We start from the raw sequence: 13,865 nt of genomic DNA on the forward strand, positions 1-13,865 counted from the left end.
ATTATTCACCAAAGCCTTTCGGTAACGGTGCTTTTAACCATTTAAGAGAGATTTTGTTAAGGGTGCCGTCTTTTAGCGCTTTGCTGATCAGTTCATTCACTTTGGCTTTGAGCGCTGGCTCATTCTTCATCATACCGATGTAGCAAGGCGAGTTTTTCAATACAAACTTACTAACGGGGGCATGGCTTGGATCGCGTTTGGCAATATTGGCAGCGACAAGGTTGCCTGTTGCGATAAGATTGACCTGCCCAGATAAGTAAGCCGATAGAGTGGTATTATTGTCTTCAAAACGCTGTATTGTGGTGCTTTTGGGCGCTATTTTGGTGAGTTCCAGATCTTCTATCGCCCCACGAGTCACCCCGACTGTTTTATTCGCAAGGTCAGCAGCATCGTGAACGGGAATGTCTTTTTCACCAAATACCCCTAGGAAGAACGGTGCATAAGCTTTGGAAAAATCGATGGCCTTTTCGCGTTCAGGGTTTTTCCCGAGGCTGGAAATGACCAAGTCTACCTTATGGGTTTGAAGGTAAGGGATGCGATTGGCACTGGTTACTGGCACCAGTTGCAGTTTAACGTCCAACTGTTTAGCTATGTAGTTGGCCATATCAATGTCAATACCTTGCGGCTGCATATCGAGACCGACAGAACCAAAGGGGGGGAAGTCTTGAGGGACAGCAATACGGATGAGATGACGTTGCTGAATATCTTCTAGGGTATTCGCCTGAGCGGCGGCGATAGAACTTAAAGACGCTACGATAACAAGCACTTTGCCGAAAAAAGACTTCATACTCATGGGGTGTTCCTTGATTTTGGGCGATGATGTTAAACGCAGGATTGCAACAGGTGTGCCAGTATGAAATTTATATTTCATACTATTTATAAGGTAATGTATTTATAGAACTATTTTGCAAGACTTAACCGAGTGGTTATTTTTTTGCAGGCAATTACCTGAGGTATGATCGAGTGATATTGGTTTAAACTGGTGCAATGCAACGACCTATTATAGGGCGCTTTGCCCTATATCAATGGACTGAGCAAATTCTAAAGGCTATCTGGTGTGTCTATCCCTAGTACTTCTATCTCTCGCAGGCTATTATGCATGCCCATATAACGTATCAAAAGGCAGCGATTGTAGGAGGCGAGGATGAATTCATATAATCGACATTTTATTTTAGGCTATGGCAGTCTAATCAACAGTCAAAGTCGTGCTAAAACAGGGGAAACTGGCCGAGTTTGGCCAGTGAAGTTACATGGCTTTGAGCGCCATTGGTCTGTGATGTCTGCTGAGTTTGGTATGAGTTCTGTCGCGGTGATCCAGTCGCCTAAACAGGCTTGTAATGGTGTATTAGTGGAGGTGCCAGCAGATCAACTGCCGTTATTTGATGAGCGTGAGAGTGGCTATGAACGCACAAAAATTGAGCTGTCTCAATTAACGACTTATCAAGATGACCCTCTTCCTGAGGGAACCTATTGGGTCTATCACACCGCCGATTTGGTCGCCCCTCATTCTGACTGTCCCATTGCTTTAAGCTATGTCGATGTAATTTTATCGGGCTGCCTAGAGCATGGTGATGCCTTTGTGCAAGACTTTTTGGCCCAAACCAAAGGCTGGAATGCCCCATTGTTAAATGATCGACAAACACCTCGCTATCCCCGTGTTCAGCCAGACCTGTGTACAGATCGTTTGAATCGGTTATTAGCACCTGTTACCACCCTTTCTACTAAAGAGTTATCTGTAACCTATGAACCTTAATGCGACAAGCCAACTATTGGCACGCAATGAATCTGAGCTGACTGGCAAAGTGTTGTTTGCCAACCCAGAAGACACCTATGCACGAGAGTTGAGCAGCCTAGCGGATGTGTATGTATGGAATCAATCCAAAACGCAATATGATGCGCTCATACAAGTGGGGTTTGACGAGAGTAAATTGTTGTTTAGCGAGCAATGGGATGCGCATTTAGGCAGTGATTTTGATCATGTCATTATTTATCAACCCAAGGCAAAAGAGCTTCTGAGCTATCTTTTAGCGGTGACATTGCCACATTTAAAAGAAGGCGGACAAGTCTGGTTAGTGGGTGACAATAAAAGTGGTGTGAAATCCGCGACCAAATATCTAGAAGCGAGTTTAGACGAGGTCGGTAAGGTGGACAGTGCGAAGCACTGCTTGTTGTATCAAGGTTATAAACGTCGTCCTGCTGAACCTTTTGTTTTGGAAAAATGGGTGACCACTTGGTCTTTGGAAGTGGCAGGCCAGTCGCTAGTGTTATGCAGCTTACCAGGCGTATTTGGCCATAAAAAACTCGATAAAGGGACAGAGCTATTATTAGAGCAATTGAGCCAGCATCGCTTTATGAGCGATGTGAAAAATGCCCGCTTGCTCGATTTCGGTTGCGGAGATGGCATTATTGCCCTTTGGCTCTATCACAAAACGGGCGCGCCTATTACGGCGTTGGATGACAGTGCTTTAGCTATCAAGGCAACGCAGTTGACGTTTGCCGCGAATCAGGCGAGCCAGGCATTGACGGTGATTGCATCCAATGGTCTTAAAGAGGTGAAAGGTCGTTTTAACTATGTGATCACCAATCCACCTTTTCATTCAGGTATTAATACGGATTACAGTATTGCTGAGCATTTCTTTATGGGCGTGAAAGATTATTTGACGCTAAATGGAGAACTGTTCGTGGTGGCCAATGATTTTTTGCGTTACGCCCCCTTGTTGGATGCGGCATTAGGTTCTCATACCCGTCTTTTGCGTGATAAAGGTTTTGCCATTTATCACGGACGGCAGCCAAAGAAAAAATAACCCAGAACATCATTATAGCGTTACTTAGAGTAACGCTATAATGTTTTTCCTCCCTTCGTTTACCGAGATTATTTGTTGATCGCAAAACGCTGCACTAGAGCGCCAAACTTCTCCAAACTTCCCGAAATACTGTCATTTGATTGATGACTTTGACTTTTCCTTACTCACAAGCAGCGGTTTTTGTTGCGACATATACACTAATTTTTTTGACGGTAGAGTCACCATTAAGTAGAGGGCCATAGCCATAATGGCAACAAGGAAAACTGCGATCCACACCGCAATTTTCATAAATAACACATTGTGTAGTGAGCGTTCTGCTGCCACACCATAGCTTCCATTTTTACCCAGCCTCTTTTTTAAAGTACAGCGAAATTATGTTCCGCCATTTTGTGATACTAGATGCGCTTTTTGCTGCTTGTCTTGGTTTGTTTTCATAGTAGTAAAGGGTATTCAACTCTTGTCTACTTTGGGTCAATTTCACCCATATTGACTCGAAATTGTGCATTGAAAGTGACGTGAAATTTGAAGGATCATTCTGTTTTTATTTAAACTGTTGTTTTGTATAACAATTTAAAAAGTGGCATGGAAAATGGATTGAAATAAATGTGTGCGTTTAGCACATATTTCAGATTGCACATAGTTATGAGTCGGTGACGAGTATGCTTAGACCTACGATTGAAGGCTCTATAACGGCAATGACACAAGAATAAAAAAGATAAAACAAATATATCGAGGAGTCTCTATGAGCGAAGCGGTAGCAAACACGATTATAGAAGGGGATGCTAGCTCATCCGTTGACAATACGAGCCAACTAAAAAGGACGTTAGGTCTAAAAGAACTGGTTGCTTATGGATTGGCATTTATTGCTCCTGTTGTGCCATTAACTACGTTCGGATTTGTTTGGGATGTGTCTGGTGGTTTAATCGCACTGGCCTTTGTGGTCGCGACAATTTGTATGTATTTTACTGCAAAAAGTTATGTGACCATGGCCGAACAAGTCCCGTCTGCAGGCTCCATATATAGTTATGTGCGTTTCGGTTTAGGGCACTTTGCGGGATTTGTTGGTGGTTGGCTGATTTTGCTTGATTACTTATTAATTCCCGCCCTCGTTTTCCTACTCATGTCGTTTAGTTGTCATATCCTAATTCCTTCCATAGACAGAAGTACTTGGATTTTCATTTTAGTAGGTTCTTCTTTTCTTATTAACTGGTTTGGGGTGCAGGTAACAGCGAAAGCCAGTCTTTATTCTGTCATTGGTCAATTTATTATTGTTGGTGGTGTAATTGCCCTAGCGATTATTGCGTTACAGCATGGTAAGGGTACCGGCGGAGTGACGTTGGCTCCGCTATACAATAGCGTGGGATTTAGTTGGCATTATGTCTTTGCTGGTGCCTCTGTATGTGTTTTATCTTTTTTAGGTTTCGATGCCATTTCAACCCTATCAGAAGAGACGAGTAGTAAAGATCCCAAGCAAATTGGCCGTGCCATTATGATCGTTCTAGCAATATGTGGCGTGGTGTTTACTTTTACTTCTTTGGTCATTGGTAATTTGATGAAAGGAATCGAATACTCTAACCCAGCTACTGCCATTTTCGAGATTTTATCCATCCAAGTTGGTCCTTGGGCCTCAACCGCCTTGGCGTGGTTGTTAACTATCGTTGTTGGCTTTTCGAATACCCTACCTATGCAATCCAGTGTTGCTCGAGTGCTTTTTGCAATGGGGCGTGATCGTCAGTTGCCGTTTGTTCTTTCCAAGCTTCATCCTAAACACAAAACACCTTTTGTCGCGATGATCGTTTCTACCCTTTTTACCTTGGCAACAGCTTTAGTGATGCAAGATCGCCTTGATACGCTCACGTCACTGGTTAACTTTGGTGCGTTATCTGGTTTCCTTTTGCTGCATGTTGCCGTGTTTGTCCGCTTTGGTATGAAAAACCCAAATCGTAAATGGTTTGCCCATGTCATTGTGCCTTTTATCGGGATTGCTGTTGTGATTGGTGTGTTATCAGGAATGAATAAAGATGCCATGATTTTGGGCAGTATTTGGTTGGCAACAGGCATTATTTACGCGTTGGTAAATCGGGAAAAAGCCAAGATTGAGATGGCCGTTTGAGCTGATTAAAAAAATAATAGGAAAAAATTATGAGTGATTACTTTATTAATAAGAATGAGGCGACTACCTCAAAAGTGTCGAACCTAATGGATGAAAAAACCGCTGTGTTAACTGGTCCTGCTCATATAATGTTAAGGCGGCTTAGGGAAAAAGAGTTCAGTGCCACAGAGTTATTAGAGTGGCATTTTAACCGAGTCGATCAGTTAAACGGCCAACTTAATATTATTGTTGATCAGGATAGAGAACGAGCAATGGCGGCAGCCCGACGGGTGGATCGTCTGCGTGTATTAGGTAAGCCAATTGGGGTTCTGGCGGGGCTTCCTATGACCATAAAAGACTCATTTGAAGTCATCGGTATGAAAGCCACATGTGGTTTGCCCAATTTTGCCAACCATCGTCCCCAAAAGGATGCGGTTCTGGTGAAGCGCATTCGTGATGCAGGTGCGTCTATCTTTGGTAAAACGAATTTACCTGCTGGGTGTGGAGATCACCAAAGTTATAACGAGGTTTATGGTGTGACCAATAACCCATGGAATATCAAACATACAGTGGGAGGCTCTTCTGGTGGCTCTGCAGCATCATTAGCAGCGGGTTTTACGGCATTAGAGCTTGGCAGTGATATTGGTGGCTCTATTCGTTGTCCATCACATTTTTGTGGTGTGTTTGGCCATAAACCCACTTACGGTGTGTTACCTGTTGCTGGCCATATACCTCCAGGCCCTTTTGCGACCACGCCATCTCAATTAACCGTTATGGGGCCGATGGCACGTGATGCCTCGGATTTACGTTTGCTGTTTGGCGTATTGTGTGGGTTACACGAATCCGATGAATCAGCGGCTGTTGATCTTCCAGCACAACGCTATGCACACTTACATGAATACAAAGTGGGGGTTTGGTTGGATGCATTCCCTCTTGATGAAGGTTATGCCAAGGCGATTTTGCAATTTGTGGAAGATCTTCGCCAAGAAGGCGTCCATGTGGATGTTGGTGTTCATCCAGATATCGATCCGCAAAATATCCATGATACCTATTTAAAAACGCTATTTGGTGTCATTGGTAGCCGAATGGAAAAGGATGTGAAAGAGGCATTCTTAGCGCAAGCCCAGTCTTTTGAAGGCAAGCCATTTGCGAAAGAACTGTATGAATATACCAAAAATCCTGCCCATGAAAGTGAATCCGTCAACCAAGCTCGTGCAGAAAATAGTGAAAAATGGGAGCACTTCTTCCAGCAGTATGATGTACTGATTTGTCCTGTTACGTCCACAGTTGCTTTCGAGCATCAGTTGGAAGGCCATGGCCCTAGTGCTCAGATTGGTCGTGTCTTGACCATCAGCGGTCAACAAGCTCCTTATCTCTATAACTTGTCGTGGCCGGGCTTAGCGACTTTAGCTAACTTACCAGCGACGGCTATGCCAACCGGCTATTTGGTTAATGGTTTACCTGCTGGGGTGCAAATCATCGGCGGTCTCTATCAGGATAATACCACCTTGGCGTTTGCGGAAATGGCTGCCAGACAGCTTAACCCGTTCTCTTGCCCTCCACTGTCATTAGAAAATTCCGTTGCTTAGGAGAAAATATAATGGGAAATGTTTCCTTAACGAAAGAATGTGATGTTGTTGTTATCGGTGCTGGCCTCTCTGGTTTGCAAACTGCCACCCTTTTAAAAGAGCAAGGATTATCTGTACTCGTATTAGAAGCGCGTGATCGTGTGGGTGGCCGTTTGTTAAGTCACACGTTGAAAAATGGAGCGCGAGTGGATCTTGGTGGCCAATGGCTTGGGCCAACCCATCATCGAGCCCATAAAGTTGCACAATCATTAGGCGAAGAACTCTTTCCGACTTATAACAAAGGAAAGAACGTTTTCATGATGACGGGAGAAAAACAAGTAAGAGACAGTTTCTTTCCTGAGATGGATGACGATATTGCGGAAGAAATTGAACGCGCCATGGATCGTTTGAATGAGTTGGCGTCCGAAATAGATACGACGAAGCCGTGGGCAAAGGAAGAACATCGTGCATACGATAAAATCACATACGCTGATTGGATTCGTCAGAATACGACGTCGGATATTGCGAGGGACGCTATGACGTTCATTGCTATGTCGATTTTTTCGGCAGAAGCTCATGAACTGTCAATGTTGCATGTCCTGTTCTATGTGGCGTCCGGTGAAGGCATTGATACCTTAATTAATACAGAAGGTGGGGCTCAAGAACTTCGTTTTATCAATGGAGCACAACAGTTGCCCATTGGTTTGGCTAAACGTCTTGGTGACGATGTACTACTGAACCAGGCTGTTACTTGTGTTGAGCATTTTAGTAATAACGTGGTGGTTTCTACTCACTCTCTTCAAGTGAACGCAAAGCGCGTTGTTGTTGCTTTGCCTCCAGCGTTGGCGGGTCGTTTGTCCTATAAACCCGCTCTTCCCGGTATTCGTGATCAATTAACACAGCGTACTGCCATGGGAGCCGTCATCAAAGTGATTGTCACATTTGAGAAGCCTTTCTGGCGTGACGAGGAGCTTAGCGGTTTGGCGTCATCTACCACTTTGCCATTGAGTTTGACCTATGACAACTCACCGAAAGATGGGAGTTGTGGCATTTTGGTTGGCTTTATGGAAGCGGATGAAGGTCGTTACTGGGGAACTAAAACAGCCCAAGAGCGTGAGCAAAAAGTCATCGAGTGTCTACGCGACTACTTTGGTTCACAAGTCGATCGTTACACTGAATATAAAGAACTAGATTGGGCACAAGAAGAGTACTCGCGTGGTGCTTATGGTGGTTACTTGCCACCAGGTGCTTGGAGCATTTTTGGCGAGGCCGTTAGTCAACCGATTAATAGTATCCATTTTGCGGGTACTGAAACCGCTTCGCAATGGGCCGGTTATATGGAAGGAGCGTTGCAATCGGCAGAACGTGTTTCGCAAGAGATTCTTGATATTTTCAACATGAAGCAGAGTCATCAAACTGTGAACTAGGAGATGACTAAAGGAAGCCAATAAGGGATTAGACATTACCAGCCTGGTAGAGGTTGGTAATGTCATATTAATGGCACCACGAGTTACGATGAAGCGTAAACCCCAAGGGGTAAAAGCACGCTTATTAGCCTACACGATGTATGAAAGGGATAACTAGATACACCGTCTTTGTCCTTTTCTTTTGTTCTCCCTTTTGGGTCAATTCCACCCAACATAGCCCCAAATAGGGCATTCTAGCTAGGTAGTGGTACAGTGCCTAGCTTAATGTTTTATAAACAAACTATTGTTTTTTATAACAATAGTTGTTGTTTTAGATCACAACGAGAAAAGTGGCACGAAATGTGGATTAAAAAACTTAATTGTGTGCACATATCACATAACATAAATTGCACATATTTTCGGAGGTAGTTAATGGCTAGTAAATATCTCACTCTCAGATTGGATGAATTAAATTCTCGTGCAAAAGAAGTGGGGAGTATGCGCCACGAATCCCAGTTGGGCCTCACTTTACGTGAGGTTCGATTGATTATTCTGATCGCCGATGAAACAGGCATTAATATCAATAGCTTGGTCGAAAACTCCTTTTTAGAACGGACTATCGTTTCTAGAACGGTCACAAAACTATGTCAATCGGGCTTAGTGAGAAGAGTCGTAAACGACAAAGATGCACGTCAAACTCAGCTCTTTTTAACGCCAGAAGGTGTCACAACAGCACAAAAAGCCAAAAAGCTTTCAAATGAAGGGGTTGCAAGCATGCTAGCCACATTAACTCCCTATGAAAGAGAGGTCTTTGAGTTATCTCTTGAAAAAGTGTTAGCGAAAGTTCTGACGGATCTTGAGGAGGAAAAAAAGAAACAAAAACAGTCACAGAACGTGTGTTAGCTCTCAGTGTTTATCAATGCAGTGTCCAAAACAATAAAAGAAGCCTTGCCATGACCATATGCCACGGCTTCAAAGAATAAAAAAACATAATAAATCAAGGTACCGATCATGAATGAAACAGTATTAGAAGTAACAGCGAAACAAGGCATCAAGCAATCTGATGACGTGCAATCACTGAAAAGATCATTGGGCTTGAAAGAGTTAGTGGCTTACGGTTTAGCCTTTATTGCCCCCGTGGCGCCACTGACCACCTTTGGTTTTGTGTGGAATGTCTCTGGTGGCTTTATTGCCCTAGCCTATGTGGTGGCCACCATTTGTATGTATTTCACGGCAAGAAGCTATGTCACCATGTCGGAGCAAGTTCAATCCGCCGGTTCTATATACAGCTATGTTCGATTCGGCTTAGGCAATTTTGCCGGTTTTATCGGTGGTTGGCTGATTTTATTGGACTATTTATTGATTCCCGCCTTGGTATTTGTGCTGATGTCATTCAGTACAAATATTTTGGTGCCATCGATTAGTCGTGAGAACTGGATCTTAATCTTAGTGGGGACGTCTTTTCTTATTAACTGGTTTGGTGTCAATGTTACAGCGAAAGCCAGTTTGTACGCGGTCATCGCGCAATTTTTAATGGTGGGTGGCGTGGTTGCCTTGGCGATTTTTGCGCTACAGGATGGCAAAGGTACCGGCGCAGTGACCTTAGAGCCCCTCTATAACAGCGTGGATTTTAGCTGGCACTATGTGTTAGCGGGCGCTTCTATTTGTGTTTTGTCCTTTTTAGGGTTTGATGCCATCACCACATTAGGTGAAGAGACTCGAACGAAAGATCCTAAGATGATTGGCCGTGCCATTATGATTGTCCTGGCACTGTGTGGTGTGGTGTTTACGGTGACGACCTTGGTGGTAGGTAACTTGATGAAGGGCATTGAGTACTCGAATCCCGCTACCGCTATTTTTGAAATTTTAGCCATACAGGTTGGCCCTTGGGCGTCGACGACATTGGCGTGGTTACTGGCGATTATTGTGGGCTTTTCTAATACGTTACCAATGCAGTCTAGTGTAGCGCGTGTGTTGTATGCTATGGGACGTGATCGTCAATTGCCGCACTTTTTGTCTAAATTGCATCCTAAATTTCAAACGCCTTATATGGCAATGTTAGTCGCAACGATAGTGACCCTAGCAACGGCCTTGATTATGAAAGATAACCTCGACATCTTAGCCTCGCTGGTTAATTTTGGTGCATTATCCGGGTTTTTATTATTGCATGTGGCAGTGTTTGTGCGTTTTGGACTGAACAATCCTGATCGTAAATGGTTTGTCCATATTATTGTGCCTATTGTGGGAGCTGCGATTGTACTTGCGGTGTTCTCTGGGATGGATCGCTTTGCGATGATCTTGGGAGGAACTTGGCTATCGGCTGGGATTATTTATGGCTTAGTGAATCGACAAAAAACAAAAATTGTCATGGAGGTATAGACCTCTTCGAAAAAAAGAACAGGCCTGATGGCCTGTTCTTTTTTTCGTATCTGTTGGACGCTGCTTGACTATCTAATTAAGGAAGGTCGCGTGATTAGGTTAGTTCGAAGACTTTAATGTCGACAGTGTCTGCCGCTGGATAGGTAACTGAACCGGTAAAAATACTGTCGTTTAACCAGAACAAAGGCCCTTCTGGTGCGGAAAAAACGGGTGTACAGCGGCAGTAATATTCACTTTCTGGAATGGGCCAAATACCTTGCTCAACCATCTCTTGGCCTTTTTTAGTGTTACGAATTAGCCCAGTATTTTGGATGTTAATCACTTGGCCCGCTTCGGTTTGTAGGGAGTAGATGGCGTTCAGTATTCCCACTTTATCGGCCCGCTCACGAAAAAAATCTGCACCATTAGGTAACACCACTCCTTTTATCTTCGATTGATCGTTACCAATCGCGTAGAACTCGCCACCTATGATGGGATAGTTCATACAGATACCGTCTGGTGTTTTGCCCAGTTCAACGGGTGGGGTGATTTTCGCTATGATGTTCATTCTAAAGGTCAGTTGGTGAGTAGATGTTGGCATGATGGTGTCCTTATTATTTATTTTTGAGCGTTTTTTTGTTTTATTATTAAACTATTTTTATTTTGATTGCTATGAAATATAACAAAAATCAGCAGGTCTATGTGTTCTTCTCTTACTTTATAAGGCTGTTTTGCGTCGTAAATCATAAAATTTAAACGACACTGTGCGTTAATATAAGCGTATGATTTTCACTGTAAGTTGCTACATCGTTGTTTGATCGGATGGGAGTCTGTCGTGTTATCGCGTTTGCCAAAGTGGGTGGAGTACGGTGCGTTTTTACTGGCTATGGTTGCAGGTTTTGTCAATGCCGTGGCCTTGTTAGGGTTTGAACATCAAGCGGTCTCGCATGTGTCTGGGACAGCGACATTAGTGGGCAGCCAAATTGTGAATGACACAGGAGAACTGTTCCGCTTAGTGGGCATCCTGTTGAGCTTTTTATTGGGTTCGGCCATTTCTGGTTTTATGCTAACCAGCTCATCGCTTAAGCTGGGGCGTTTCTATGATGTGTTGTTGATTCTCGAAGCTTCTCTTTTATTGGTCTCTATGTATTTTTTAATGCAAGGTAATGACATTGGGCCTTTCTTTGCGTCGACCGCCTGTGGTTTACAAAATGCTCTGGCGACGACCTACAGTGGCGCCGTTGTTAGGACGACCCACCTGACAGGGATCTTTACGGACTTGGGGATCATGCTCGGAGGCGCCTTTCGTGGTAAAAAGGTCGATAAGCGTAAAACTTGGCTTTTGGTGACCATCGTAATTGGTTTTATTTCTGGTGGTTCTTTTGGCACCTTGGTGTTCGATGTATACCGTTTTAAAGCGTTGGCTGTCCCCGCCACACTGTGTTTTGTATTAGCGATTGTCTATAGGATATACCGTCGACGCTTGATTCAAGTGGAGGTGAATTAAGCCTTTTAGCGTCATAGTATAAAAAACACTGGCGTATAACAGGATCGACAAGGCAAAGTGTTCTATAGTGGAAGCCAAATAATCTGAATAAAAGCAAGCAGGAGCAGATCATGACACAGCATTTGGTACTGAGTTTTATTGGTGATGATAAGCCTGGTGTGGTGGAGAGTTTGTCGGATGTGATTCGCCGATATCATGGTAATTGGCTGGAAAGCCGTATGGCTCATTTAGCGGATAAATTTGCGGGTATTTTGACGTTAACGGTTCCAGTAGACCAACAAGAGGCGCTCATTCAGGCCTTGCGTGCCTTTGATCAAAAAGGCTTCAGTGTGACGGTGGAAAAAGCCAATGTCACTACTACTGGTGGGCAGATGTTGTATTTGTCTGTAGTGGGTAACGATAAGCCAGGGATTGTTCAGGAAGTCTCACAAGTGTTGCATTCGTTGATGATCAATGTCAAAGAACTGCATACTTCCTGCGAACCTGCGCCAATGAGCTCTGAAATGCTGTTCAAAGCAGATCTCGTACTGCGAGTGCCTGACGGCTTGCAATTGTCGGATATTGAAGCTGCTTTGGAACGTATTGGCAGTGACTTAATGATAGAGTTGAATTCGGATCCTGTTTAACTCTGGACTGGCCTCTGTGTAAGGAAACATTAGGGATAACCGCCCTACACGCCATGTTGGCTATTTTTTTGTGACGTTAAACTTGTTAATTTAACGTCACAATATCAAGGAGTGAAACGCTGACCTCTCTCTTTTCTTCCCGACTGGGAAGCTCTTCTCCTAAAGCCAGCGCTTTTCTTTATCGCATATCGATTATTCCTATTAGGAGGCGATGATTGAGCAAAACCTTTCGGTCCCTATCGAACCCGAATTATCGATTGTGGTTCATCGGGGCGGTTATCTCCAATATCGGTACCTGGTTGCAACGTACCGCTCAAGACTGGATTGTGATCGCTGAATTATCGGATAAAAATGCGTCTGCCGTTGGGCTGGTGGTGTTTTTACAATTTGCACCGCAAATTCTATTGTTGCCGATCACTGGTTGGACAGTCGATAAATTCAACCGTCGGAAAATCCTCATTGTGACGCAAGTATTGATGGCGATATTGGCATTGGCTCTTGGGCTGTTAATATTGAGTAATTCGGTAGCGTTATGGCAAGTGTGTGTCTGTGCTTTTTTATTAGGCTGTGTCGCGGCGTTTGATGCGCCTGCGCGGCAATCCTTTGTGTCCGATATCGTCAACGAAAAAGAACTGTCTAATGCGGTATCGTTGAATTCTTTGTCTTTTAATACTGCACGCCTCGTTGGGCCAGCGATTGCGGGGGTATTGATTGCCTGGATTGGCGCAGGGTGGGTGTTTTTGCTTAATGCCGTATCTTTTATTCCCATGTTAACGTCCCTATATCGTTTGCGCTCGCGTTTGTCAGAAAGAGAAAATGTCGTTACGGTAGAAGTCGGAGGAGCAGGGTTTTCATCGAACTTTTTCGATGGCTTCCGCTATATCGCCAAAAGCAGAAAAATGACCACCGTGGCCCTGATGACGTTCCTGATTTGTTCATTTGGTATGAACTTCGCTGTGTACTTGTCTTCTATGACGGTGCATGTATTTAAAGGTCATTCAGATCAATATGGGTTTTTGATTTCTACCATGGCGATCGGCTCGATGACAGGGGCGGTGATCACCGCGAGGCGGATACAGCCGACGATGCTGTTTATCACTATTGCGGCCTCAGGGGTAGCGATTAGTAGTATAGTGGCGGCGTATTGCACGAGCTTCTATGGTTTTTGTGTGGCTTTGGTCTTTTTAGGGTTGAGTTTACAAGCTTTTAATACCTCGTCTAATACAATGATGCAGCTGTCAACGGAGCGCCACTATCGGGGGCGGGTAATGGCGATTGTGATCGCCACGGCCTTGGGTAGCACGGCATTAGGTGGTCCTGTAGTCGGAGCGGTGGCCGATTGGCTGGGGCCTCGCTGGGGGGTCGGTATTGGTGGCTTATCGGCTTTGATTGCGGTTGGATTTGGGGTTCGCTATCTACGTGAAAAGACAGCCGCGTGACATCCTGAATAGTTTTGAGCTGTCAGTTGCAAACCATTTCATAGAAAAAGCCAGTATGGAATCCA

The 13,865-nt window shown here is 44.2% G+C and carries 12 protein-coding genes; 10 read left to right on the top strand and 2 right to left on the bottom strand.

The window, feature by feature from the left end:
- Position 1: 1 nt before the first annotated feature.
- On the bottom strand, positions 2–787 hold the full coding sequence (locus MSP8886_RS01480; protein WP_139063085.1) for a transporter substrate-binding domain-containing protein: 786 nt from the start codon (positions 785–787) through the stop codon (positions 2–4).
- Between the two features lie 357 nt (positions 788–1,144).
- Between MSP8886_RS01480 and MSP8886_RS01485 the strand changes: the two genes are divergently transcribed.
- The 7 genes from MSP8886_RS01485 (at position 1,145) to MSP8886_RS01520 (ending at position 10,249) form a co-directional block, all read left to right on the top strand.
- Complete coding sequence (locus MSP8886_RS01485) at positions 1,145–1,753, top strand: gamma-glutamylcyclotransferase family protein (protein WP_067011988.1); 609 nt, start codon at positions 1,145–1,147, stop codon at positions 1,751–1,753.
- Positions 1,743–2,804 (top strand): methyltransferase, encoded by a 1,062-nt coding sequence (locus MSP8886_RS01490; protein WP_067011990.1) that lies wholly within the window; start codon positions 1,743–1,745, stop codon positions 2,802–2,804. Before MSP8886_RS01485 ends, MSP8886_RS01490 begins: the two co-directional genes overlap by 11 nt.
- A gap of 742 nt (positions 2,805–3,546) precedes the next feature.
- Complete coding sequence (locus tag MSP8886_RS01500) at positions 3,547–4,917, top strand: APC family permease (protein WP_083200706.1); 1,371 nt, start codon at positions 3,547–3,549, stop codon at positions 4,915–4,917.
- 29 nt (positions 4,918–4,946) lie between these two features.
- Positions 4,947–6,485 carry an amidase family protein gene (locus MSP8886_RS01505; protein WP_217491197.1) on the top strand — a complete coding sequence of 513 codons (1,539 nt, stop codon included), beginning with the start codon at positions 4,947–4,949 and terminating at the stop codon, positions 6,483–6,485.
- Positions 6,486–6,496: 11 nt separating this feature from the next.
- Positions 6,497–7,891, top strand: coding sequence for a flavin monoamine oxidase family protein (locus MSP8886_RS01510; protein ID WP_067011994.1), 1,395 nt, complete (start codon positions 6,497–6,499; stop codon positions 7,889–7,891).
- 411 nt (positions 7,892–8,302) lie between these two features.
- Positions 8,303–8,773, top strand: a complete 471-nt coding sequence (locus MSP8886_RS01515) for a MarR family winged helix-turn-helix transcriptional regulator (RefSeq protein WP_067011996.1) — start codon at positions 8,303–8,305, stop codon at positions 8,771–8,773.
- A 108-nt stretch (positions 8,774–8,881) separates the two neighbouring features.
- Positions 8,882–10,249, top strand: coding sequence for an APC family permease (locus tag MSP8886_RS01520; RefSeq protein ID WP_083200707.1), 1,368 nt, complete (start codon positions 8,882–8,884; stop codon positions 10,247–10,249).
- Positions 10,250–10,343: 94 nt separating this feature from the next.
- Here MSP8886_RS01520 and MSP8886_RS01525 read toward each other — a convergent pair whose 3' ends face one another.
- On the bottom strand, positions 10,344–10,829 hold the full coding sequence (locus tag MSP8886_RS01525; protein ID WP_067011998.1) for a DUF3237 domain-containing protein: 486 nt from the start codon (positions 10,827–10,829) through the stop codon (positions 10,344–10,346).
- 234 nt (positions 10,830–11,063) lie between these two features.
- Between MSP8886_RS01525 and MSP8886_RS01530 the strand changes: the two genes are divergently transcribed.
- The 3 genes from MSP8886_RS01530 to MSP8886_RS01540 all read left to right on the top strand — a co-directional run bounded on the left by MSP8886_RS01530 (position 11,064) and on the right by MSP8886_RS01540 (position 13,800).
- Positions 11,064–11,735: a YoaK family protein gene (locus tag MSP8886_RS01530; RefSeq protein WP_067012000.1), complete on the top strand. Its 672-nt coding sequence runs from the start codon at positions 11,064–11,066 to the stop codon at positions 11,733–11,735.
- Between the two features lie 110 nt (positions 11,736–11,845).
- On the top strand, positions 11,846–12,361 hold the full coding sequence (locus tag MSP8886_RS01535; protein ID WP_067012002.1) for a glycine cleavage system transcriptional repressor: 516 nt from the start codon (positions 11,846–11,848) through the stop codon (positions 12,359–12,361).
- A gap of 215 nt (positions 12,362–12,576) precedes the next feature.
- Positions 12,577–13,800 carry an MFS transporter gene (locus MSP8886_RS01540; protein ID WP_067012004.1) on the top strand — a complete coding sequence of 408 codons (1,224 nt, stop codon included), beginning with the start codon at positions 12,577–12,579 and terminating at the stop codon, positions 13,798–13,800.
- Positions 13,801–13,865: the final 65 nt, after the last annotated feature.

The organism is Marinomonas spartinae (assembly GCF_900089775.1).
In the GTDB taxonomy this organism is placed as follows: domain Bacteria; phylum Pseudomonadota; class Gammaproteobacteria; order Pseudomonadales; family Marinomonadaceae; genus Marinomonas; species Marinomonas spartinae.